This is a genomic window from Staphylococcus haemolyticus (assembly GCF_006094395.1).
In the GTDB taxonomy this organism is placed as follows: Bacteria; Bacillota; Bacilli; order Staphylococcales; family Staphylococcaceae; genus Staphylococcus; species Staphylococcus haemolyticus.
In genome coordinates this window covers 1462110-1486503 of the sequence record NZ_CP035291.1, presented here as the reverse complement: position 1 = coordinate 1486503, position 24394 = coordinate 1462110, and the positions used below count along the sequence as shown (strand labels likewise).

The following is a 24394-nucleotide window of genomic DNA, read 5'->3' as shown; positions in this document are numbered from 1 at the left end:
ATGAAGTTTACAAATTTAACAGCTACAGAGTTTGGCAATTATACAGATAAGATGCCATATAGTCATTTCACACAAATGACTGAAAACTATGAGATGAAAGTTGCAAATAAAACAGAAACTCACTTAGTTGGTATAAAAAATAAAGATAATGAGGTTATTGCAGCCTGCATGTTGACAGCAGTACCAGTCATGAAATTTTTTAAGTACTTTTATTCTAACCGAGGACCTGTAATTGATTATGATAATAGAGAGCTTGTTCACTTTTTCTTTAATGAGTTAACAAAGTATTTAAAACAGCATAATTGTCTATATGTTCGAGTTGACCCTTATTTACCATATCAATATTTAAATCATGATGGTGAAATTACAGGTAATGCTGGTAATGATTGGTTCTTTGATAAGATGAAGCATCTCGGATTTGAACATGAAGGCTTTACTAAAGGTTTTGATCCGATTAAACAAATCCGATATCATTCTGTTTTAGATTTAAAAAATAAAACATCTAAAGATATATTAAATGGAATGGATAGTCTACGTAAACGTAATACTAAAAAAGTTCAAAAAAATGGTGTGAAAGTTAAGTTCTTATCAGAAGAAGAACTTCCAATCTTCCGTTCATTTATGGAAGATACAACCGAAACGAAAGAATTCCAAGATAGAGATGATAGTTTCTATTATAATCGCTATAGACATTTCAAAGATCACGTGCTTGTACCACTAGCTTATATTAAGTTTGATGAGTACATCGAAGAATTACAAAATGAACGTGAAACTTTAAATAAAGATGTTAATAAAGCTTTAAAAGATATTGAAAAACGACCAGACAATAAAAAGGCATTTAATAAAAAAGAAAATCTTGAAAAACAATTAGATGCCAATCAACAAAAATTAGACGAGGCTAAAAAATTACAAGCCGAACATGGTAATGAATTACCAATTTCAGCAGGTTTCTTCTTTATTAATCCATTTGAAGTTGTTTATTATGCAGGTGGAACTTCTAATAAATATAGACATTTTGCAGGCAGTTATGCTATTCAATGGACAATGATTAACTATGCAATTGATCATGGTATTGATAGATACAATTTCTATGGTATTAGCGGTAATTTTAGTGAAGACGCTGAAGATGTTGGAGTCATTAAATTTAAAAAAGGTTTCAATGCAGACGTAATTGAGTATGTTGGAGACTTTGTGAAACCTATTAACAAACCTTTGTATTCAGTGTATAAGACACTCAAAAAGATTAAAAAAAGATTTAATTAAGAGGGGAATAGACGAATATGAAATTTACAGAGTTAACAGTTAAAGAATTCGAAAACTTTGTACAAAACCCATCATTAGAAAGCCATTACTTCCAAATGAAAGAGAATATTCAAACACGTGAAAATGATGGCTTTGAAGTAGTGTTACTAGGTGTAAAAGATGAAAGCAATAAAGTATTAGCTGCTAGTCTTTTCTCTAAAATACCGACCATGGGAAGTTATGTATATTACTCAAATCGAGGCCCAGTAATGGACTATTCTGATTTAGGCTTAGTTGATTTTTACTTACGCGAATTAGAAAAGTATTTACATCAACACCAATGTTTATACGTTAAAATTGATCCATACTGGATTTATCAAATTTATGATAAAGATATTAATCCACTTGAAGATAGAGAGAAAAATGATGCTATAATTAATTTGTTTAAATCACATGGATATGAACACCATGGATTTACTACTGAATATGACACATCAAGTCAAGCAAGATGGATGGGTGTTAGCTATCTAAAAGGGGAAACACCTGCTTCATTAAGAAAACAATTTGATAGCCAACGTAAAAGAAATATTAATAAAGCGATAAACTATGGGGTGAAAGTAAGATTCCTTGGTAGAGATGAGTTTCATATATTCTTAGACTTATACCGTGAAACAGAAGCAAGAACAGGTTTCGTATCAAAAACAGACGAATATTTCTATAACTTCTTTGATACTTATGGAGATAAAGTGCTTGTTCCACTTGCGTACATTGATTTAGATGAATACATAAAATCATTGCAAGACGCTTTAAATGATAAAGAAAACCGTCGTGATCAAATGATGGCAAAAGAAAACAAAAATGATAAACAACTTAGAAAAATTGCAGAATTAGATAAGCAAATTGAACACGATAAAAAAGAACTCTTACAAGCAAGCGAATTACGTCAGACAGATGGCCAAATCTTGAATTTGGCATCAGGAATTTTCTTTGCAAATTCATATGAAGTGAATTACTTCTCTGGAGGTTCATCTGAAAAATATAATAATTATATGGGACCATATATGATGCATTGGCATATGATGAACTATTGCTTCGAACACGGATATGATCGATATAATTTTTATGGTTTATCTGGTGATTTTACAGAGAACAGTGAAGATTATGGTGTTTATCGCTTTAAAAGAGGATTTAATGTTTACATTGAAGAGCTAATCGGGGACTTCTATAAACCTATAAATAAGGTTAAATATTGGTTGTTTAATACACTTAATACAATTCGCAAAAAAGTAAAAAAATAAATTGATGTTATTAAAGGCTGTGACATGGTGGATGTCGCAGCCTTTATTTATCGTAACTAGTGATAGAGACAAGTTACAATACAGTGTAGGTAAATTCTAAGTTGATTTTCATGTTGCCCCCTACAATTTAATATTACCACACGTCTAATTTTTAGCAATGATATTACAAAACAAATTTATTTTGCTAAATTTAAAATATTTGCATTATTATTCTTTAGCAAATTTAGTTAAAACTAACAATTTACATAAATAGATACCAAGATTAATACGAAAGAGTTACGATTTAATAAAATGTAATAATCAATTCTAATATCTAAAATTGAGATTATTACATTTACTTAAGTCTATAATATAAGACTTCTTGATTCCTCGTTTTATGTACATGATATTAATAATTGCTACAGTACTTAATTAGTTAGTAGTTAGCTTTGAGAAAGATTATATATATTATCATAGGATTAATATCTCTAAACGTATAGACAAATATATAACCACGAGTATTTATGGGTTTTAAATTAAGAAACTAAGGATGAACAATTTATTTAATCTAAATATTGTATGATAACAATCAATCATACGTAACAATAATAAAACATGTTCAGAAATCGTCCTGACAGTGTATTAATTTAAAGGTTTTATTGAAGATAATTATTTGTGTTTCATTTTAGTTTACATAATATATATTATAGGAAGTTATATATATTGAACTCCAGGGGACCTATTCTCCTATGATTCAATCCACTTTCAGTTAGTAACATTTATGATTCCTTTCTTTATTAATATGTACGCACACTAATATAAATTAATCATACATACTATTATACATGTTAAACTAAATGCATACTTATATACAAAGGAGTTACATATGAATATCATATTAGATATTGACGGTACGATATGTTTTGATGGACAACAAATTAATCAAGATATTATCGACCGTTTGATTAGTTTACATAATATAGGTCATAGAATTATTTTTGCTTCAGCAAGACCGATACGAGACTTATTGCCTGTTTTACCTTCACAATTTCATAGATTTACGCTAATCGGTGGTAATGGTTCAATCGTTTCTGATAATAATGAGATACAGACACTTGCAACTATTCAGCCTGAATCATTTAATGTTATAAAACATGTCATTAATCAATATGACTTGAATTACATTGTTGATGATAAATGGAATTATGCAGCACGTGTTGATGCTACAAATACAATTTATCAACGCCTAGATCCTCATCGATTAGCACAAAAATTAACCATTAATGACATTACTTCACCTATTAAGACGATTTTATTGAACATAGATGAAAAAGACTTTGACGAAGTTGTAACATATCTGGCTACCAATGCACCTAGTCTTTCACTAATTAATCATTCAAATGAACTTAATATTGATATTACAGCTAAATATATTAATAAATTTACTGCTATTGAGCATATACTCGGTAAATATCCTACATATGTTGCATTCGGTAACGATCATAATGATATTGAAATGTTGCAACATGCTAAAGTTGGTTATTTTGTAAATAATGAATCAATGGATGTTTCTATTTTAAAAAATAATAAAAATATCCGTTGTATTAATGCGAATACGGAAGCGCTATGTTTATCTTTAGATGAATTAAGCAAAGATTACTAAAATAGCTACATTTATAAGGAAATATAAATAACTTCTTATTGAAAATGATTATCAATTGCAAGTATAATGATTTTATAGGAGGTTAATTATGAAAAATTCATTTAAATTTATAGCTATACTTTTCACTATAATCGTATTATTATCTGCGTGCGGTAAGAATTCAACTTCTGAATCGTCGTCATCTTCAAAGGATACGATTACAGTTGAGAATACATACGAGTTTAAAGATAAGAATAATACACATACTAAAGGAGAAATGAAAACTGAGAAAGTTAAGGTTCCAGTTAATCCAGATAGAGTGGCTGTATTAGATTATGGTGCATTAGATATTATGAAACAGATGGGATTGGAAGATAAAATTGTGGCAATTGCGAAAGGTAAAGGTGCTGCTTTCTTACCCTCTTCCCTTTCAGAATTTAAAAAAGATAAATATACTAATTTAGGTAACCCTGGACAACCTAATTATGATAATTTAGCTAATGCTAAACCGGAAGTTATCTTCACATCATTTAGACAAGCTCATACTAAAACGCTAGATGAAATAAAAAAAGCTGCCCCTAACGCTAAAATATTATTTGTAAGTCCTAATAATGATCATTATATTGATTCTATTAAAGATAATACGACCTTGTTTGGGAAAATATTCAAACAACAAAACAAGGCTAAAATGCTAAATGAGAAACTCAATAAAAAAGTTGCTGAAACTAAAAAAGTTATTAATAACGATACGGTCTTGTTTTTAAATGTGGATGATAAAGGTGTTAAAGCATTTGGACCTACTGGTCGTTTCGGTGGATTCTTAAATAGAGATTTAGGAATAAAACATGCTGACACTGCCATGAAAGCCAATTCTGCTGGTAATTCTATTACTTATGAGTATTTAAACAAAGTAAACCCAGATAAACTATTTGTAATTGATCGTACTCAAAAAGGAAATGATAAGTCGTTACCTTCTGCATTAAATAACGACGTTATAAAAAATTTAAAAGCTATTAAGAACGATCAAGTTTATCAATTTGAATCTAACGCATGGTATTTTTCTGAGGGTGGAATTGAAACTACCATTGAACAATTAGACAAAATTGAAAAAGCTTTTAAAAAATAAGTAGCACTAGATTTCAATCCCCCTCTCTTTAGAATAGTAAATAAAAGGCGTTTGAAACATATATGCAAAAAAGCATGTTAAAATGTTTCAAACGCCTTTATTTATTATCTTCTAAGACGACGTATTGTTTCGTCATCATCTTCATATTTACGAATTTCTTTTTCTAGTTGTTTCTTTTTACGTTCGCGACGCCAATTTCTAGTGAAATACCATAATAAAAAGCTGATAATTAAACTGATAATGGCTAGAAAAGCAGCATATCCTAGTAATGGTTGAAATGAGATGTCATAAAAATTAGGAATAAAAAATGCTAAGACAGCTAACGCAACAAATGTAATTACTGCGGATACAAACCATTTCTTAAGTACTAAAGCACAGAAGACAGTTAAAATTATCATTGCAACTATTGTAATCCATAAATAGTTCGGCATATCAAAAATAGTCATGTATATCTCCTATCATAATAAAAATCTTTCTTTTAAATACTATACAATAATATGTAATTAAATTATACCCCTTTGCCTATAAGCATAACTCGGCCTTGAGGCTTAATAATGAGTTTGAAAATGATATTGTGTATAATGATTGTGAAATGATTTTTAAGGGAGTGGAATTTATGACGTCAGGTTTACCATTTAGAAAAGATGTTCCAGAACTAGAAAAATGGAATTTAAATGATTTGTTTAATAGTGATGAACAATTTTATGACACTTTAGATAATGTACTAAATCAATCGAAGTCATTTAATCAACAATATAAAGGGAAAATTTCAGATGCTAAGATGATAAAAAAAGTATTATCAGAATTTGAAAATATTCTTATTCAACTTGATCGTCTTGGTAATTATGCGGAACTAAGACTAAGCGTTGATACTGCTAATACTGATGCACAAACATTAAGCGCAAAGTTATCGACAAATTATGGTAAGATTTCAAGTCAGTTATCCTTTGTAGAATCTGAAATATTAATGTTACCTGAAGAGGTTATTAAACAAGCAATAGAAGAATCTGATGTGCCTCACTACTTAGAGAAATTAATTGAAAGTAAGCCATATCAATTGTCACCTGAAGTGGAACAAGTAATGGCGAGTTTATCGCCTACTTTTCAAAGTGCTTATGAATTATATGGCACAACGAAAATGCTTGATATTGCCTTCGAATCATTTGAACATAACAATGTGACATACCCTATGGATTACGCAACATTTGAAAATGAATACGAGGATAATGCTAATCCAGAATTTAGACAAAAAAGTTTTAAAAGCTTTAGTGATGCTCTGAAAAAATATCAACATACTACTGCTGCAACTTACAATCAACATGTGCAACAAGAAAAAATTGAGGCTGATTTAAGAGGATATGATTCTGTCATAGACTATTTATTACATGATCAAGAAGTTACACGAGAAATGTATGACAGACAAATCGACGTAATTATGAGTGATTTAGCACCTGTAATGCAAAAATATGCTAAATTATTACAACGTATACACGGTTTAGATAAAATGCGCTTTGAGGATTTAAAGGTTTCTGTTGATCCAAGCTATGAACCTGAAATATCAATCGAAGATTCTAAACAATATATTCATGGTGCTTTAAATGTACTGGGTGAAGATTATATACAAATGGTTGAGCAAGCATATAGTGATCGTTGGATAGATTTTGCACAAAATAAAGGAAAAGACACAGGTGCTTACTGTGCTAGCCCTTATTATACACATTCATATGTATTTATTTCATGGACTGGAAAGATGACTGAAACGTTTGTACTAGCACACGAATTGGGACATGCAGGTCATTTTACATTGGCACAACAACATCAAAATTTATTAGATTCTGAAGCTTCAATGTACTTTGTTGAAGCACCATCTACAATGAATGAAATGTTAATGGCAAATTATCTATTCAGTAACAGTGAAGATCCTAAATTTAAACGTTGGGTAATTGGATCTATTTTATCACGCACATATTATCATAATATGGTAACTCACTTGCTAGAAGCTGCTTACCAACGTGAAGTATATCGCAAAGTTGATAATGGTGAGTCACTTACAGGACCCGTGCTTAATAACATTATGAGAGACGTTTATGAACAATTCTTTGGCGATGCTGTTGAATTAACAGATGGAACTGAATTAACATGGATGCGTCAACCACATTATTATATGGGATTATACTCTTACACTTACTCTGCTGGATTAACAATTGGTACAGTTGTTTCACAAAAAATTAAACAAGAAGGACAACCAGCTGTAGATGCATGGCTTGAAACTTTAAAAGCAGGTGGAAGTCAATCTCCTATTGAATTAGCAAAAATTGCAGGTGTTGATATCACTACAGATGCACCACTTAAAGCTACTATTAAATATATCTCTGATTTAGTTAATGAAGCGGAACAATTAACAAATGAAATTGAGCAACAAGACTAATTAAACTATGAATATATTTTGATTTATAGTAAAACCCTGATAATAACTGATTTAATCAGTCTTATCAGGGTTTAATTGTTTGATTTTGGGTTATTTAGGTTTGATACTATATTATTTTTCATAATGTTCACCAGTATAGAAATAATAAACGCTCTCTGCAATATTTCTAACATGGTCTCCGACTCTTTCAAGATTTCTTGCAGCTAAATGTGCTTGGCCAGCTACAAAAGGGTCATTATCTATTAAATATGTTGTGTTAACTATATTTGCATAAAGATCATCAATATCTTTATCACGCTCAATAATTTCTTTGATTAACGTTATATCCTCTTGTTTCGTAGCTGTATTAAGATCTTGCAACATTAGCATTGCTAATTTCCCCATCGTTTTTAATCGAGTTAATACATAATGATCTGTAATCTTTACTCGAAGACGAATATGAGCTATGTGTGCTGCGTTATCACCCATACGTTCAAAGTCTGTGGAAATTTTTAAAGCCGCCATCATCATTCTTAAATCCGTAGCAATCGGCTGTTGTTTTGTGATTAACATAATTACTTTTTCATTGATATCATAATCTAAATTATTGATATCTTTATCATTCTCAATGACTTGTCTTGCATAATTTTTATCATCTTCACTTAACGACACTAATGCATGTTCGAGATTAAAATAAACACGAAGACCAAGGTGACGGATATCTTTAATTAATTCACCTAATTGACCTTCGTATTTATGTCTAATAATGGTCATCATTACAGAATATTAACCAAAACGTCCTGAGATGTAGTCTTCTGTTTGTTTATCAGAAGGATTAGAGAAGATTTTATCAGTGTCGTCGTATTCGTTAACATAACCATTAAGGAAGAATGCAGTTTTATCAGATACACGTGCAGCTTGTTGCATGTTGTGTGTAACCATAATAATAGAGTAATTTTCTTTTAATTCCTGAACAAGTTCTTCAACTCTTAATGTAGAGATTGGGTCCAATGCTGATGTAGGTTCGTCCATTAAAATAACATCTGGTTCAATAGCTAAACATCTAGCAATACAAACACGTTGTTGTTGCCCACCAGATAAACCGTATGCGTTTGTGTGTAATCTATCTTTTAATTCATCCCAAATTGCAGCGCCACGTAATGATTTTTCTACGATTTCATCTAATAATTTTTTATCTTTAATACCGTGTGTTTTAGGACCATAAGTGATATTATCGTAAATTGATTTTGGGAATGGGTTTGGTTGTTGGAATACCATACCTACATTTGTTCTTAATTTTTCTTTAGAATAGTTTTCATCGAAAATATTTTGGTCACGGTATAAAATTTTACCAGCAGTTTTTACTGAAGGTACTAATTCTACCATACGGTTTAATGTTTTAATATAAGTTGATTTACCACAACCAGATGGTCCAATAATAGCAGTAACATTATTTTCTAAAATATCTAAATTAATGTTTTGTAGCGCATGTGTATCTCCGTACCATAAATCTAAGTTTTGTGTTGAATAAACTACTTTTTTATTACTATCTGATTCTTTATTGTGCTTAACTTCATTTGATGAAACTACTGTTGAAATTGATTCTTGAGATTGATCAGTATGTTTTGCTAACTCTTTTTCTTTAACATTTGTATTTGCCATAATTAAAACTCCTTTATATCTGTAAGATTGAAACGATAGTTATGCTCTACTAAAAACATGATATTATCGATTCAACCTTCACTCCCTAAATTATGTTGTATTTGATTGGATTAATATTTTCTAGAGAACTTATTACGTAAGAAAATGGCTACTGCGTTCATTAGTAATAAGATTACAAGTAATATAATAATTGCTGCTGATGCAACATTTTGGAATTCAGCTTGAGGCATTTTAGCCCAAGTGTAAATTTGAGTTGGTAATGCTGTGAACATAGACATAATGCTTGTTGGTGTTGCTAATAGAATAGTTGGTATACCAATTAAGATTAATGGTGCTGTTTCACCCAATGCACGAGATAGTGATAAGATGAATCCAGTCAAAATACCAGGTAAAGCAGCCGGTAATACGACACGACGAATAGTTTGCCATTTATTTGCACCTAAGCCATAAGAAGCTTCGCGAACAGAATTAGGAACTGCTCTGATTGCCTCCTGACTTGATACGATAATGATCGGTAGAATTAACAATGACATTGTTAACGCGGCAGCAATAACACTATTTCCTAATGCTAATGCTTGAATACCGCCACCACGAACGAATAATGTTAATCCAAGTAAACCGAATACGATAGAAGGTACACCAGCTAAGTTAGAAATACTAATTTTAACGAAACTAGTAAAGAAATTGTCTTTAGCGTATTCTTCTAAATAAATCGCTGTACCTACACCAAGAACGATAGAGATTGGAATAATACTTATCATTAACCAAATTGTCCCTGCTAACGCACCTTTAATACCTGCTTGTGAAGGTGTAGAAGAAGAGAAATTTGTAAAGAAATCTGGTGTAAGATAGCCAACACCTTTAACAAATGTTTGTATCAATAATGCTGCAAGTACTAATAAAGCTATTACAATACATGTAAAGAATAACCATTTATTTAATTTATTTGTTTTACCACGACTTGAGATGTTTTTTTCTACTTTGTTTTGGTCAATTAGTGTTTTAGCTTTAGGATTTGTAGTAGCTGTCATATTAATACTCCTCTCTGAAGCGTTTCGAAATCCAATAAGAAATTAAGTTCATTATTAATGTGAAAATAAATAATGTGAAACCTACTGCATAAATACTATAGTACATATCAGAACCGAATGTAGCATCTCCAGTTGCAACTTCAACAATATAACCAGTCATAGTTTGAATTGAATTCGTTAAGTTTAATGAAGCTGTTGGTGAACTACCTGCAGCTAATGAAACAATCATAGTTTCACCGATAGCTCTTGAAATACCTAATACAATTGAAGCTACAACACCTGAAGCTGCGGCTGGTAATACTACTTTAGTAGCAACTTCAAATTTTGTTGAACCTAAACCATAAGCACCCTCACGAATTTTGTTAGGAACAGATGCCATTGCATCTTCACTCATACTTGTAATTACTGGAACAATCATGATACCTACTACAATTCCTGGACTGACTGAGTTGAAACTATCAAGTGCTGGAATAATAGTTCTTAATACAGGTGTTACAAAAGTTAAAGCAAAGAAACCAAATACAATTGTTGGAATACCTGCTAAAATTTCAAGAATTGGTTTAATAATACGTCTTGCTTTGTCACTTGCGTATTCACTTAAGTAAATTGCAGCACCTAATCCAATTGGAACTGCGACGATAGTTGCGATAACAGTAATTTTCAACGTACCAATAACTAATGCCCAAATACCATATTTAGGATCAGAACCAGTTGGGTTCCAGTCTTTAGTGAATAAAAATTCAACAATAGATACGCGTGTGAAGAATGTTATTGTCTCAGTTATCAAAGTGAAAAGAATACCGATTGTAGTTAAAATTGAGATTGCAGCTATAATTCCTAAAATAATAGGTACGATTTTATCACTGAAACCGCCCTTTTTAGCGTTATTTTTAGCTATCAAGTCTCTAACATTAGTTTCCGATGCCATATATAACCCTCTCTTTTTCTCCCAATAAATTTAAAAAAGCGCTAGAAATTATCAGGTAAACAATGAGTTCAAATTAACCTAAAACATTTTAACAATCACCCATATATTCGAGAACAAGGTAGCAGTGTTGCTACCTTGTAATACCCCTTGAATAATTCCCAGCCCTTTGATATTAATAATGATTATTATTTATCTGATTTTTTATCGTATTTTTTTAAATCTTTAAGTTCATCTTTGTAAGTTTTATCTGGAGAAGCTACATAACCAGCATCTTCAGCAGATTTACCTTTGTCTTCTAATGTGAATTTGATGAATTCTCTCATAACATCATTATCTTTTAATGATTTTTCTTTTACATATAAGAATAATGGTCTACTTAAAGCATATGAACCGTCTTTGATTGTTTTCTTAGTTGGTTCAGTTGTTTTACCTTTGTCGTCTTTGATTTTAACTTCTTTTAATTTATCTTTGTTTTGTTCGTAGAAGTTATAACCGAAGTAACCGATACCCTCTTTGTTTTTCTCAACTGATTGAACAATTACGTTAGTGTCTCCGTTTTTCTCAGCTTTGATATCTTCTTTATCCATTACTTCTTCTTCAAAGAAATCATAAGTACCGTGACTTGAGTTTGGAGAGAAAGCTTTGATTTTTTTATCAGGCCAGCTAGAATTTACATCTTTCCAAGTTTTAGCTTCGCCGTTGTAGATTTTTTTCAATTGATCTTTAGATAATTCTTTAACAAAGTCGTTGTCTTTGTTAACTGCAACAGTTACACCATCTTGTGCAATTTTGAATTCTTTATATTTAATGTCTTTGTCTTCTAATTTTTGTTTTTCTTCATCTTTAATAGGTCTAGAAGCTTGTGAGAAATCAGTTTCGCCAGCGATGAATTTTTCAAAACCAGCACCAGTACCTGCTTGACCAGATGAAATAGTAGCGTTTGGATGATCTTTAGCCCATTTTTCGTTTAATTTTTCAACGATTGGAGCTACTGTTGATGAACCTTCACCTTTGGCTTCACCTTTAAGGTCTTTGCCATCTCCAGAACCACTTCCACTGCTATCTCCACCGCCACATGCGCCTAATAATACTGAAGCGCCTAAAACAGTTGTACCAACTAATTGCCATTTTTTCATTAAAATATCCTCCTAATAGATAACCCAAAATGTTATATGTATTTCTTACAATGCTTATAATACATACCTTTTGTTAATATAAAATAGTTTAAATGTAAAGGTTTTGTTAAGATTGCAGGAACATCAATATTTTTTATAAAAATTATCTATAAAAAAGACGGGAGTGATACAGAATTTATAATGAAAAACTGTATTACTCCCGTAAAGGTGACTGAAAGCGTATAATATATTGTTAGTGCTGTATTTTACTTTGAATAAGTAATATGACTTTAAATTAATTTTTTGACTTAAGATTACTTAAATTTTAACGTTATAACTTAGTATTATTAAAACAACTATTTTAATAGAAGGAAATTGTTTATATTTATGGTTATTTATCTTCTACTCGACTCCAACCCTTCTTGGTTAAAGAAATCTTACCTGTTTCAATATTAATAATTTTATGTTTATATAAATGACCAATTGCGCGTTTAAAAGAGCCTTTACTCATATTGAACACCTCTTTAATTGCTTCTGGGCTTGATTTATCCCAAAAAGGTAATTCACCTTCATATTCTACTAATAAATCAAAGATTACTTGACCATCATCATCAAGACGTTCATGAGCTAAAGGTAAAAATGAACCATTGAGTTCACCTTTATCATTATGACCAATAATACGTACTTCTACTTCTTCACCTAATCGGGGTTCTTCTTTACGCTCTGATTCATGCACAAAGATTTTATAGCCTTCCTTCGATAATAAGAAACTACCAATTCTTAATAGTCGATATGGTCTAGCTTTAATAAGTTCATTCTGTTTTTCATCATCATATACAGGTGTAAACATTTTTTCTACTATTGTTTCACTAGCAAGACGAGCAAACATTTGATTTTCTCTATCTATACGTAATGTTACTAGTACATAATCTCCAGTTTGTGGCCATAGTGATTTTACTTTCGGTAAATCTTCCCATGGGATTAGCACTTCTCTTGGTAAACCTACATCTACACGTGCACCATCTCGGTCTGTTTTTAACACTTTTGCAAAATCATATTTATCTTTAGTAATGTCAGGCATGTTTTGAGTAGCAAATAATTCGCCTGAGCGATTTGGATATATGAAGAAACTATACTCTTCACCTGTTTCTAATTCATCTTCATCATTGATTTCTGATTGATTTAATTTTACTTGTTCACCATTAGGACCTTTTAAAAGGTATGTAGAACCTTCTAAGCCAATGACTTCTAAAAATTCAATTGAACCAACAATATCTTTATCTAATGCCATAATATTCTCCTTCGAGGGTTTGTATTCTTCATTATTATAACATGCATACTAAAAACTATCATTCACGTGTTTAGATTTGCATTAGGTCGAAACTATATAAAGAATATGATATAATTTTTCCGTTAGATAAACGATAAATAAAGGAGTAAATGCATGCTACAAGTAACTGATGTAAGTTTACGTTTTGGCGATCGTAAACTTTTTGAAGATGTAAATATTAAGTTTACTGAAGGAAATTGTTATGGGCTTATCGGTGCTAATGGTGCTGGTAAATCAACGTTTTTAAAAATTTTATCAGGAGAAATTGATTCTCAAACAGGACATGTTTCAATGGGTAAAGATGAACGTTTAGCTGTTTTGAAACAAGATCACTTCGCCTATGAAGAAGAACGTGTATTAGATGTTGTTATCAAGGGACATGAACGCTTATATGAAGTCATGAAAGAAAAAGATGAAATTTATATGAAACCTGATTTCAGTGATGAGGATGGTATACGTGCCGCTGAACTAGAAGGTGAATTCGCCGAAATGAATGGTTGGAACGCAGAGGCTGACGCTGCTTCTTTACTTTCAGGTTTAGGCATATCTGCTGATTTACATGATAAGCAAATGTCAGAATTGGAAAATAATCAAAAAGTGAAAGTCTTATTAGCTCAAAGTTTATTTGGTGAGCCTGATGTACTTTTACTTGATGAGCCTACCAATGGTCTAGATATTCCTGCCATTAGTTGGTTAGAGGATTTCTTAATTAACTTCGATAATACTGTCATCGTGGTATCTCATGACCGTCACTTTTTAAACAATGTATGTACACATATTGCTGATTTAGATTTCGGTAAGATTAAATTATATGTAGGTAACTATGATTTCTGGTATCAATCTAGTCAATTAGCTCAAAAAATGGCTCAAGAACAAAATAAGAAAAAAGAAGAAAAAATTAAAGAGTTACAAGACTTTATTGTACGTTTCTCAGCTAATGCCTCTAAGTCTAAACAGGCAACAAGTCGTAAGAAACAATTAGAAAAAATTGAATTAGATGATATTCAACCATCTTCAAGACGTTATCCATATGTTAAATTCACACCAGAGCGTGAAATCGGTAATGATTTATTGACTGTTCAAGGACTTTCTAAAACAATTGATGGTGAAAAAGTACTTGATAACATTTCATTCACTATGAATCCTAATGATAAAGCAATTTTGATTGGAGATAGTGAAATTGCAAAAACTACATTACTGAAAATTTTAGCTGGTGAAATGGAGCCTGATGAAGGTACATTTAAATGGGGTGTAACAACTTCATTAAGTTACTTCCCTAAAGATAACTCAGAGTTCTTTGAAGGCGTAGACATGAATTTAGTAGACTGGTTACGTCAATATGCACCTGAATATGAACAAACAGAAACTTTCTTACGTGGTTTCTTAGGACGAATGTTATTTAGTGGTGAAGAAGTTAAAAAGAAAGCTAGTGTGCTCTCTGGTGGTGAAAAAGTTCGCTGTATGTTAAGTAAAATGATGCTATCAAGTGCTAATGTTTTACTATTAGACGAACCTACTAACCATCTTGACTTAGAAAGTATTACAGCAGTAAATGATGGATTAGCTTCTTTCAAAGGATCAATCATCTTTACATCTTATGACTTTGAATTTATCAATACTATTGCAAATCGTGTGATTGATCTAAATCAATCAGGTGGTTTATCTAAAGAAGTTCCTTATGAAGAATATTTACAAGAAATTGGCGTATTACAAAAATAATATATAAGCACATACGCACTTCCCTATTACTAAATTGGGGAGTGCGTTTTTTACTATCATATTACTCATTTGATAAATCTTTACTTACATATAGTAAAAGTACTTTCTAATTTTTCAGTCTATTTCAAAAAATCACAATTATCGGTTTACAGACACAATTGCCATATGTATAATATAAAACATAGCAATTGAATAAGAAATTGATGAGGCGCATCAATCATCAGTATATATTAGATAAACTGTCTGCAACAGCTAATATAGAAAGGGTGCGATGCCGAAATGAATCATAATCGCAGCTATGATTTGTTGGACTTTGTGGTTAAGAGCTGAAAGTTTGTCATTATTATTTAATAATGGAGTGCATCACTTGTATATAAATCACGAACAAGTTCGCACTTCCGAACTTGTTCTTTTTTATAGCGTGTGCCTCCCTATATTTTAGGAGGTAAAGTTTTGAAACGAAGTGTTTTGAAGTTCGGTGGTTCATCCGTCGCTGATTTTACAAAGATAAAAAATATTGCAGAAATGCTTAAGAACCGTGTGGATGACGGTGAACAATTAATTGTAGTTGTTAGTGCTATGGGTAAAACAACAGATCAATTAATGGATAATGTATCAAATCTTACTGCTACACCTAAAGATGAGGAACTCGCCCTACTTTTAACGACCGGTGAACAACAGACTGTATCATATTTATCCATGGTGTTAAATGATATCGGTGTTAATGCTAGAGCAATGACTGGTTATCAAGCAGGTATTAAAACGATTGGCCATCATTTAAAGAGCAGAATTGCTGAAATCAATCCAGAAACATTTGATAAAGCATTCACCGACAAAGATGTATTAGTCGTTGCTGGTTTCCAAGGTATCAATGATGCATTTGAACTTACAACGTTAGGACGTGGAGGATCAGATACAACGGCAGTTGCAATTGCTGCAAGTAATCAAATTCCATGTGAAATATATACTGACGTTGATGGAGTTTATGCCACTGACCCTCGAATATTAAGTAAGGCAAAACGGTTAGATTATGTTTCTTATGAAGAAATGATGGAAATGAGTGCATTAGGTGCAGGCGTTCTTGAAACTCGAAGCGTAGAACTTGCTAAGAACTATGATATCCCATTGTATCTCGGTAGAACTTTATCAAATGAGAAAGGAACATGGATTATGTCAAGAACAGATTTATTAGAGAAGAAAGCTGTAACAGGTGTAGCATTAGATAAACATATGATGCACGTTACAATTAGTTATCCCCTACCTGATAATCGTCTTTTAACGCAATTGTTCACAGCATTAGAAGAAGGTTCAGTAAATGTGGATATGATATCCCAAATAATTAACATTGAAGGATTGCAGCTATCATTCTCTATTAAAGATAGTGATGTACAACAAATTTCAACTATTTTGAGTAATCTTTCTTCTTCATTTAACGCATTGGATTATAAAATTAATGAAGAATACGTTAAAATTTCGCTTATTGGTTCTGGTATGAGAGATATGTCGGGCGTTGCATCAAAGGCTTTCATTACTTTAATTAATGCAAATATCCCATTCTATCAAACTACAACATCTGAAATTAGTATTTCATATGTGATAGATGCTGATAATGGAGAAAAAGCGGTTGAAGTATTATACAATGCATTTGATATTTAAACATCAACATGCTATTTATAAATAATTTTTTTAAAATTCAAACAAATGATATTGGAGTGACTTTTATGACAAGATTAGCAGTAGTCGGAGCAACAGGTTTAGTTGGAACAAAAATGTTAGAAACAATTGATCGCAAAAACATCAAGTTCGATGAGTTAGTATTATTCTCATCAGCTAGATCAGCAGGTAAAGAAGTTCAATTTCAAGGTCAAACGTATGTTGTACAAGAATTAACAGAAGAAGCAGCAAGTGAAAAATTTGACTACGTTCTAATGAGTGCCGGTGGTGGCACAAGTGCACAATTCGCCCCAATCTTTGAAAAAGCAGGTGCAATTGTCATCGATAACTCTAGTCAATGGCGCATGACTGAAGATATCGACTTAATTGTACCTGAAGTAAATCAACCTGAATTTAAGCGCGGCATTATTGCCAACCCTAACTGTTCTACAATTCAATCAGTAGTACCATTAAAAGTATTACAAGATCAATTTGGTTTAAAACGTGTTGCATATACTACTTATCAAGCTGTTTCAGGTTCAGGTATTAAAGGTAAAAGAGATTTAGCTGAAGGTGCAAATGGTAAAGAACCAGAAGCGTATCCTCACCCTATTTATAATAATGTGTTACCACATATTGATGTGTTCTTAGAGGATGGATATACAAAAGAAGAACAAAAAATGATTGATGAAACACGCAAGATTTTACATGAACCTGAATTAAAAGTAACTGCGACATGTGCACGTGTTCCAGTACAAGATAGTCATAGTGTTGAAATTGACGTTACTTTAGATAAGGAAGCAACTGTACAAGAAATTAAAGATTTATTTGATAAAGACGAACGTGTTGTATTAGTTGATAACCCTGAAAAAAATGAATATCCTCAGGCACTTAACTCTACTGGTAGAGATGAAGTATTTGTAGGCCGTATTCGTAGAGATGACTCATTAGATAATACATTCCACGTTTGGTGCACATCTGACAATTTATTAAAAGGTGCAGCATTGAATGCAGTACAAGTATTAGAGCAAGTAATCAATTTAAAAGGAGCTAGATAATATGCCACATTTATTCGAAGGTGTAGGAGTAGCACTTGCTACCCCATTCACAAATAATGAAGTTGATTATAATGCATTAGAGAGACACGTAGATTTCCTATTAGACAATGGTGTAAAAGCTATTATTGTTAATGGAACTACAGCTGAGAGCCCTACTTTAACTGAAGAAGAAAAAGAACAAGTATTGGAGTCAGTTATAAAGCAAGTTAATCATCGTGTGACTATTATTGCAGGTACAGGTACGAATAATACTGCTAAATCAATTCAAGCATCTCAACGCGCTAAAGCACTTGGTGCAGATGCAATTATGTTGATTACCCCCTACTACAATAAAACAAATCAACGTGGCTTAGTTAAACACTTCGAAACGATTGCGAATGAAGTTGAATTGCCAGTTGTACTATATAATGTGCCTTCTCGTACAAACATGACAATTGAACCAGAGACAGTTGAAACATTAAGTCATAACCAATATATTGTTGCAATCAAAGATGCCACAAATGACTTTGAATATTATGAAGACGTTAAAAGTCGTATCAATCAAGAAGAATTCGCTTTATATAGTGGTAACGATGATAATGTTGTCGAATTTTATCAAAGAGGTGGCAATGGTGTTATTTCAGTCATTGCTAATGCAATTCCTAAAGAATTCCAAGCTTTATATGATGCTAAACAAAGTGGACAAGATATTTCAAACGATTTCGAACCAATTAGTAAATTATTAGATGCGCTTTCTGTAGATGTTAATCCTATTCCGATTAAAGCGTTAACAAGTCATTTAGGTTTTGGTAATTATAAATTGCGTTTACCACTTCTTCCGTTAGAAGATGCAGATGCCAAAGTCTTAATCAATGTATTTGAACAGTTTAAAGCAGGTGAACTTTAATGAAAATTTTACTTATTGGTTACGGTGCAATGAATCAAAGAGTGGCTCGATTAGCAGAGGAAAAAGGTCATGAAATTATAGGGGTTATTGAGCCTCAAAAAAATGAGACAACACCATATACACACTATGATCACATTGCTGATGCACAAAATGAAGCGGATGTAGCGATTGATTTTTCAAATCCTAATCTATTGTTCCCACTTCTTGAAGAAGAGTTTCAATTACCTTTAGTTATAGCTACTACAGGTGAAAAGGAAAAATTAATTGAAAAGTTAAATGAATTAAGCCATAACATGCCAGTATTCTTTAGTGCAAATATGAGTTATGGTGTACATGCTCTAACTAAAATATTAGAAGCAGCTGTCCCACTTCTGCAAGATTATGATATCGAGTTGACTGAAGCACATCATAATAAAAAAGTAGATGCTCCTAGTGGGACATTAGTAAAATTATATGATGTTATTAAAGACTTACGCCAAAATATCACAACAGTTTATGATCGACATGAACTTACAGAACAACGCACTAAAGACGAAGTTGGCATTCACTCAATTCGTGGTGGGACTATTGTAGGTGAACATGATGTATTATTTGCAGGAACAGATGAAACCATTACAATCTCACATAAAGCACAGTCTAAAGATATTTTTGCAAATGGAGCAATCACTGCTGCTGAAAAATTAATAAACCAATCTAACGGTTATTACACGTTTGACAACCTATAAGTTATAAAATCTAGCAAATATTAAGGAGAGACTTAAATTATGGTACAACATTTATCAGCTGAGGAAATTATTCAATATATTAGTGACGCCAAAAAATCTACACCATTAAAAGTATATGTTAATGGTAATTTTGATGGTGTTACCTTCCCTGATTCTTTTAAAGTATTTGGTTCCGACAATTCTAAAGTAATCTTTTGTGAAGCCGATGATTGGAAACCATTCTATGAATCAAACCAATCTACAATTACTGAGTTAGAAATTGAAATGGATCGACGTAATTCAGCAATTCCACTTAAAGACTTAACAAATACAAATGCGCGTATTGAACCAGGTGCATTTATACGTGAACAAGCAATTATTGAAGACGGTGCTGTCGTTATGATGGGCGCAACAATCAATATTGGTGCTGTAGTTGGTGAAGGAACTATGATTGATATGAATGCTACATTAGGCGGTCGTGCGACAACTGGTAAAAATGTGCATGTAGGTGCTGGCGCCGTTCTAGCTGGCGTAATTGAGCCTCCTAGTGCTTCACCAGTAGTCATAGATGATAATGTATTAATTGGTGCTAATGCAGTCATTTTAGAAGGTGTTCATGTTGGCGAAGGCGCAATTGTCGCTGCGGGTGCAATTGTTACTCAAGATGTTCCAGCTGGTGCAGTCGTAGCTGGTACCCCTGCTAAAGTGATTAAACAAACTTCGGAAGTAGAAGACTCTAAACGTGAAATTGTTTCAGCATTAAGAAAATTAAATGACTAATGATATGAGTGTTTGATGAGTGGCTATGTCAAAAAAACTATTTTATAGCTGTATTGCATAATCACAATAGCTTACTGAACTGAGAAGGCGCTTAACTGAGCCCTTCTCAGTTTTAGTTATTCTTATGAAAAGTGGATTGGGCATAGTAAAGAGTATTTAGAATTTTTACCAACAGGCCAAGCAATGGGCAAATAATCCATACGCCTCTATTTCAAAATTAAAACTATTTAAATTAATATCACGTCATACATAAAAAGATGAAATAAGTTACAATATTAATAAGACTAATTAAGTTAATAAAGGAATGATATGATGAGTGAATTAGAGTTTGTAACTAAACATAGAAGACATTTACATCAACATCCAGAATTAAGTTTACATGAATTCGAGACGACAAAATATATCACACAGTTTTTAGAAGAATTAGGAGTGTCATATGAGCGCCCTCTTGAAACTGGTGCAATAGCATACTTAAACGGTAATAGTGATCATACCATTGCATTTCGTGCGGATATCGATGCGTTACCAATTTTTGAAGAAAATGATGTCGATTATCGAAGTCAAACGGATAATGTAATGCATGCATGTGGTCACGACGGACATACAACGGCATTAATGTTATTTGTTAAACGATGCAAAGAAATGTTCGATAAAGGAACGCTTCCACACAACGTTGTATTCATCTTCCAACCTGCCGAAGAAACTGGTGGCGGAGCGAATCGTCTAATTAAAGCAGGTGCGTTTAATAACTATCCAATAGAAGCTGTTTTTGGCATCCATGTTAATCCATTTGCCGATGAAGGACAAGTTGTTATCCGTGATGAAGAAATTACAGCAAGTGCAACTGAATATCGCTTCTTCTTAAAAGGATTATCAAGTCATGTTGCAGATAAAGAGCAAGGTCATTCATGTGGTGAAGCCCTTCTACACGTTCTAAATCAAGTAGGACAAATACAACAGTATCATCTCAATGGCTTAAAACGAAATATTGTTCATATGGGTCATTTTGAAGCTGGAGAAGCTATTAACACTGTAGCTAGCCATGGATATTTAGAAGGAACGATTCGAACTTATGATCCAAATGATTTAAATGTAGTAAAAACACAAATGCATAAAATTGCTGAGAGTGTAAGCTTATTATTTAATGTGGATTGTGAAGTGAAATTTGAAGAAGGCTACCCACCTACGATGAATAGTCCTAAATTGCGTGCGAGTGTAGAACAAGCGATTAATGCTGCAAATCTAGAAGTTATAGATAAGCCTCTTCCATTCTTATTTGGTGAAGACTTTAGCTTCTATGGTCAACAGTTGGCCCCAGCATACTTTGCATTTGTAGGTACTCGAAACGAAGACAAAGGTTTTGTGACTGGACTTCATACATCTCATCTTAATTTTGATGAAAAAGTATTAATCTATGTGGCAAATTATTATGAACAATTATTAATGCATTATGGAGAGGAGTAATTCACATTGACAGCAATATGGTCCGTCGATAAAGAAGCGTTTTTACAAAATGCTATTAAAGTTAAAAATGGTAATTCAATTATGGCTGTAGTGAAGAACAACGCTTATCATTATGGTTTGGAGTTTGCTGTTACTTCTTTCTTAAAAGCTGGAATTAATACTTTCAGTACTACCTCTTTAAAAGAAGCCATTAAAGTACGAGAAATAGCGCCTGATGCCACTATTTTCTTGATGAATGCCGTTTATGATTTTGAAAAAGTAAGACATTATCAAATTCAAATGACCCTACCATCATTAGCCTATTATTATAAATATAAGAATGATTTAAGTGGTATCAAAGTACATTTAGAATTTGAAAACTTACTTCATCGTTCTGGATTTAGAACATTAGAAGAAATTAGAGAAGTACTCAATGATCATCATATTAACTCAAATGAAGACAAAATGATTATTAGTGGATTGTGGACGCACTTTGGTTATGCAGATGAATTTGATGTGCCTGAGTATAGTATAGAACGTGAGGCATGGTTAAATATAGTAGATACCTTATTAGATGAAGGTTATCACTTTGATTTAATTCATGCGCAAAATAGTGCAAGTTATTATCGTGAAGGTCAGAAACTTTTACCACATCATACACATGCACGTGTAGGCATTGCATTGTATGGGTCTCGACCATATAGTGCTTTAAATGAATATAGTATTAAACAATCTCTTACTGTAAAAGGTAATGTGATACAAGTGCGTGAAGTGAATGCTGGAGATAATTGTGGGTATAGCTTTGCCTTTGAAGCTACTAGAGACCATACGCGATTAGCAGTTGTAGATGTAGGCTATGGAGATGGTATTCTTAAATCGAGAGCTAAACATGAAGCATTAATTAAAGGTAAACGCTACCCTATTCGCGCACTAATGATGAGCCATATGTTTGTTGAAGTTGATGAGGAAGTCGATGCACAAGATGAAGTGATATTATATAATAACGATATACGCATTGATGAATATACATTCAAAGGTGTAGGCGCTAATTCAGAACAACTTAGTGCTATGAATCATGATTCTCTCATAAAGGAGTATAGATAAAATGGCAGTAAAATATAATGATTATGGTGAGTTAACAATGGCGGGTACAAGTTTAAAGACACTTGCACAAAGCTTTGGTACCCCTACTATTGTTTATGATGAAGATGAAATCCGCAATCAAATGCGTAGATATCACTCAGCTTTTCAAAAAAGTGGTTTAAAATATAATATTTCATATGCTTCGAAAGCATTTACATGTATCCAAATGGTCAAATTAGTACAAGAAGAAGACTTACAATTAGATGTAGTTTCTGAAGGTGAATTATATACTGCATTAGAAGCAAAGTTTGACCCAAGTAAGATCCACTTCCATGGGAATAACAAAACCAAACGTGAAATACAATACGCTTTAGAAAGTGGCGTTGGTTATTTTGTTATCGATTCACTTGAGGAAATTGATTTAATCGACAGATACGCGAGCGACACTGTAAATGTAGTATTACGCGTTAACCCTGGTGTTGAAGCACATACGCATGAGTTTATTCAAACTGGCCAAGAAGATAGTAAATTCGGTTTATCAATTCGCCATGGCTTAGCGATTGAAGCGGTCAATAAAGTGCGCGACTCTAAACGTTTACATTTAAAAGGTATTCACTTCCATATTGGTTCTCAAATCGAAGGAACTGAAGCGATGATTGAAACTGCTAAGATTGTGCTTAACTGGCTTTCTGAAAATGATATCAAAGTTGAATTACTTAATCTAGGTGGAGGTTTCGGTATCAAATACGTTGAAGGAGACGTAAGCTTCCCTATTGAAGAAGGTATTGCAGAAATTACAGATGCAATCAAAGCTGAAACTGAACGTCTAAATTATGAAGTACCGGAAATTGGTATTGAACCAGGCCGTTCTATTGTTGGAGAAGCTGGAATTACTTTATACGAAGTAGGTACAATTAAAGAAATTCCTGAAGTAAACAAATATGTTTCAATTGATGGTGGCATGAGCGATCACATTAGAACTGCATTATATGGTGCCAAATATCAAGCTTTATTAGTAAACCGTCATGAAGAAGCTGATGAAACAGTAACAATTGCTGGTAAATTATGTGAATCAGGTGACATCATTATTCGTGATGCAAAACTCCCTTCTTCTGTTCAACGTGGTGATTACCTAGCAATTTTATCTACAGGAGCATATCATTACTCAATGGCTTCTAATTACAACCAAATGCAGAAACCACCTGTATTTTTCTTAAAAGATGGTAAAGCACGTGAAGTTATTAAACGCCAATCATTACGTCAATTGATTATTAACGATACTAAATAACAATTACCAATTTTGAAAAT

Annotated in this window: 21 protein-coding genes and 1 riboswitch; of the genes, 14 read left to right on the top strand and 7 right to left on the bottom strand. The window is 32.4% G+C overall.

Features of this window, described 5'->3' with window-relative positions; genetic code table 11:
- From EQ029_RS07165 to EQ029_RS07150, 4 genes are all read left to right on the top strand, one after another.
- Positions 1 to 1263, top strand: a complete 1263-nt coding sequence (locus tag EQ029_RS07165; RefSeq protein WP_057504809.1) for an aminoacyltransferase — start codon at positions 1 to 3, stop codon at positions 1261 to 1263.
- Between the two features lie 17 nt (positions 1264 to 1280).
- Positions 1281 to 2540, top strand: coding sequence for an aminoacyltransferase (locus EQ029_RS07160; protein WP_016931087.1), 1260 nt, complete (start codon positions 1281 to 1283; stop codon positions 2538 to 2540).
- Between the two features lie 865 nt (positions 2541 to 3405).
- Entirely contained in the window at positions 3406 to 4182 is a 777-nt protein-coding gene (locus EQ029_RS07155) for an HAD-IIB family hydrolase (RefSeq protein WP_011275822.1), read from the top strand.
- An 88-nt stretch (positions 4183 to 4270) separates the two neighbouring features.
- Positions 4271 to 5287 carry a siderophore ABC transporter substrate-binding protein gene (locus EQ029_RS07150; protein ID WP_037570776.1) on the top strand — a complete coding sequence of 339 codons (1017 nt, stop codon included), beginning with the start codon at positions 4271 to 4273 and terminating at the stop codon, positions 5285 to 5287.
- 104 nt (positions 5288 to 5391) lie between these two features.
- Here the strand turns inward: EQ029_RS07150 and EQ029_RS07145 are convergent, their stop codons facing one another.
- Positions 5392 to 5733 (bottom strand): membrane protein, encoded by a 342-nt coding sequence (locus tag EQ029_RS07145; RefSeq protein ID WP_011275820.1) that lies wholly within the window; start codon positions 5731 to 5733, stop codon positions 5392 to 5394.
- A gap of 170 nt (positions 5734 to 5903) precedes the next feature.
- Between EQ029_RS07145 and pepF the strand changes: the two genes are divergently transcribed.
- The gene (gene pepF, locus EQ029_RS07140; protein WP_016931089.1) at positions 5904 to 7715 is read left to right on the top strand and encodes an oligoendopeptidase F; all 1812 of its coding nucleotides are present in this window, start codon (positions 5904 to 5906) and stop codon (positions 7713 to 7715) included.
- Positions 7716 to 7826: 111 nt separating this feature from the next.
- Here pepF and phoU read toward each other — a convergent pair whose 3' ends face one another.
- The 6 genes from phoU to cvfB form a co-directional block, all read right to left on the bottom strand.
- On the bottom strand, positions 7827 to 8468 hold the full coding sequence (gene phoU / locus EQ029_RS07135) for a phosphate signaling complex protein PhoU (protein WP_029376655.1): 642 nt from the start codon (positions 8466 to 8468) through the stop codon (positions 7827 to 7829).
- Positions 8469 to 8480: 12 nt separating this feature from the next.
- Positions 8481 to 9356 (bottom strand): phosphate ABC transporter ATP-binding protein PstB, encoded by an 876-nt coding sequence (gene pstB, locus EQ029_RS07130; RefSeq protein ID WP_011275817.1) that lies wholly within the window; start codon positions 9354 to 9356, stop codon positions 8481 to 8483.
- A 110-nt stretch (positions 9357 to 9466) separates the two neighbouring features.
- A complete protein-coding gene (pstA, locus tag EQ029_RS07125; RefSeq protein WP_011275816.1) occupies positions 9467 to 10387 on the bottom strand; it encodes a phosphate ABC transporter permease PstA in 921 nt (306 codons plus the stop codon).
- Between the two features lies 1 nt (position 10388).
- Entirely contained in the window at positions 10389 to 11315 is a 927-nt protein-coding gene (pstC, locus tag EQ029_RS07120) for a phosphate ABC transporter permease subunit PstC (protein ID WP_011275815.1), read from the bottom strand.
- A gap of 185 nt (positions 11316 to 11500) precedes the next feature.
- Positions 11501 to 12451, bottom strand: a complete 951-nt coding sequence (locus tag EQ029_RS07115) for a PstS family phosphate ABC transporter substrate-binding protein (protein WP_033080051.1) — start codon at positions 12449 to 12451, stop codon at positions 11501 to 11503.
- 370 nt (positions 12452 to 12821) lie between these two features.
- Positions 12822 to 13721, bottom strand: coding sequence for an RNA-binding virulence regulatory protein CvfB (gene cvfB, locus EQ029_RS07110; protein ID WP_037558084.1), 900 nt, complete (start codon positions 13719 to 13721; stop codon positions 12822 to 12824).
- A 153-nt stretch (positions 13722 to 13874) separates the two neighbouring features.
- Between cvfB and EQ029_RS07105 the strand changes: the two genes are divergently transcribed.
- The 9 genes from EQ029_RS07105 to lysA all read left to right on the top strand — a co-directional run bounded on the left by EQ029_RS07105 (position 13875) and on the right by lysA (position 24374).
- Positions 13875 to 15479, top strand: a complete 1605-nt coding sequence (locus EQ029_RS07105) for an ABC-F family ATP-binding cassette domain-containing protein (RefSeq protein WP_037558087.1) — start codon at positions 13875 to 13877, stop codon at positions 15477 to 15479.
- A gap of 195 nt (positions 15480 to 15674) precedes the next feature.
- Positions 15675 to 15851, top strand: a riboswitch (Lysine riboswitch).
- Positions 15852 to 15932: 81 nt separating this feature from the next.
- Positions 15933 to 17135: an aspartate kinase gene (locus EQ029_RS07100; RefSeq protein ID WP_016931092.1), complete on the top strand. Its 1203-nt coding sequence runs from the start codon at positions 15933 to 15935 to the stop codon at positions 17133 to 17135.
- A 65-nt stretch (positions 17136 to 17200) separates the two neighbouring features.
- The gene (locus tag EQ029_RS07095) at positions 17201 to 18190 is read left to right on the top strand and encodes an aspartate-semialdehyde dehydrogenase (RefSeq protein WP_011275809.1); all 990 of its coding nucleotides are present in this window, start codon (positions 17201 to 17203) and stop codon (positions 18188 to 18190) included.
- A gap of 1 nt (position 18191) precedes the next feature.
- Complete coding sequence (gene dapA / locus EQ029_RS07090) at positions 18192 to 19076, top strand: 4-hydroxy-tetrahydrodipicolinate synthase (protein WP_037558089.1); 885 nt, start codon at positions 18192 to 18194, stop codon at positions 19074 to 19076.
- A complete protein-coding gene (gene dapB, locus EQ029_RS07085) occupies positions 19076 to 19801 on the top strand; it encodes a 4-hydroxy-tetrahydrodipicolinate reductase (protein WP_057504810.1) in 726 nt (241 codons plus the stop codon). The genes dapA and dapB overlap by 1 nt, the downstream gene beginning before the upstream one ends.
- A gap of 39 nt (positions 19802 to 19840) precedes the next feature.
- Complete coding sequence (dapD, locus tag EQ029_RS07080) at positions 19841 to 20560, top strand: 2,3,4,5-tetrahydropyridine-2,6-dicarboxylate N-acetyltransferase (RefSeq protein ID WP_011275806.1); 720 nt, start codon at positions 19841 to 19843, stop codon at positions 20558 to 20560.
- A gap of 312 nt (positions 20561 to 20872) precedes the next feature.
- The gene (locus EQ029_RS07075) at positions 20873 to 22024 is read left to right on the top strand and encodes an amidohydrolase (protein WP_011275805.1); all 1152 of its coding nucleotides are present in this window, start codon (positions 20873 to 20875) and stop codon (positions 22022 to 22024) included.
- Between the two features lie 6 nt (positions 22025 to 22030).
- Entirely contained in the window at positions 22031 to 23107 is a 1077-nt protein-coding gene (locus EQ029_RS07070) for an alanine racemase (RefSeq protein WP_011275804.1), read from the top strand.
- 1 nt (position 23108) lies between these two features.
- Positions 23109 to 24374: a diaminopimelate decarboxylase gene (gene lysA, locus EQ029_RS07065; protein ID WP_011275803.1), complete on the top strand. Its 1266-nt coding sequence runs from the start codon at positions 23109 to 23111 to the stop codon at positions 24372 to 24374.
- The last annotated feature ends 20 nt before the right edge of the window (positions 24375 to 24394 follow it).

Excerpts from the sequence above, each read along its gene's own strand:
- EQ029_RS07165 (WP_057504809.1), top strand. The coding sequence starts at position 1 with ATGAAGTTTACAAATTTAACAGCTACAGAGTTTGGCAATTATACAGAT.
- cvfB (WP_037558084.1), bottom strand. The coding sequence starts at position 13,721 with ATGGCATTAGATAAAGATATTGTTGGTTCAATTGAATTTTTAGAAGTC.
- dapA (WP_037558089.1), top strand. The coding sequence starts at position 18,192 with ATGCCACATTTATTCGAAGGTGTAGGAGTAGCACTTGCTACCCCATTC.
- EQ029_RS07145 (WP_011275820.1), bottom strand. The coding sequence starts at position 5,733 with ATGACTATTTTTGATATGCCGAACTATTTATGGATTACAATAGTTGCA.
- dapD (WP_011275806.1), top strand. The coding sequence starts at position 19,841 with ATGGTACAACATTTATCAGCTGAGGAAATTATTCAATATATTAGTGAC.
- phoU (WP_029376655.1), bottom strand. The coding sequence starts at position 8,468 with ATGACCATTATTAGACATAAATACGAAGGTCAATTAGGTGAATTAATT.
- EQ029_RS07155 (WP_011275822.1), top strand. The coding sequence starts at position 3,406 with ATGAATATCATATTAGATATTGACGGTACGATATGTTTTGATGGACAA.
- EQ029_RS07105 (WP_037558087.1), top strand. The coding sequence starts at position 13,875 with ATGCTACAAGTAACTGATGTAAGTTTACGTTTTGGCGATCGTAAACTT.
- pstC (WP_011275815.1), bottom strand. The coding sequence starts at position 11,315 with ATGGCATCGGAAACTAATGTTAGAGACTTGATAGCTAAAAATAACGCT.
- EQ029_RS07160 (WP_016931087.1), top strand. The coding sequence starts at position 1,281 with ATGAAATTTACAGAGTTAACAGTTAAAGAATTCGAAAACTTTGTACAA.
- lysA (WP_011275803.1), top strand. The coding sequence starts at position 23,109 with ATGGCAGTAAAATATAATGATTATGGTGAGTTAACAATGGCGGGTACA.
- pstA (WP_011275816.1), bottom strand. The coding sequence starts at position 10,387 with ATGACAGCTACTACAAATCCTAAAGCTAAAACACTAATTGACCAAAAC.
- EQ029_RS07150 (WP_037570776.1), top strand. The coding sequence starts at position 4,271 with ATGAAAAATTCATTTAAATTTATAGCTATACTTTTCACTATAATCGTA.
- EQ029_RS07095 (WP_011275809.1), top strand. The coding sequence starts at position 17,201 with ATGACAAGATTAGCAGTAGTCGGAGCAACAGGTTTAGTTGGAACAAAA.
- pepF (WP_016931089.1), top strand. The coding sequence starts at position 5,904 with ATGACGTCAGGTTTACCATTTAGAAAAGATGTTCCAGAACTAGAAAAA.
- dapB (WP_057504810.1), top strand. The coding sequence starts at position 19,076 with ATGAAAATTTTACTTATTGGTTACGGTGCAATGAATCAAAGAGTGGCT.
- EQ029_RS07075 (WP_011275805.1), top strand. The coding sequence starts at position 20,873 with ATGAGTGAATTAGAGTTTGTAACTAAACATAGAAGACATTTACATCAA.
- EQ029_RS07115 (WP_033080051.1), bottom strand. The coding sequence starts at position 12,451 with ATGAAAAAATGGCAATTAGTTGGTACAACTGTTTTAGGCGCTTCAGTA.
- pstB (WP_011275817.1), bottom strand. The coding sequence starts at position 9,356 with ATGGCAAATACAAATGTTAAAGAAAAAGAGTTAGCAAAACATACTGAT.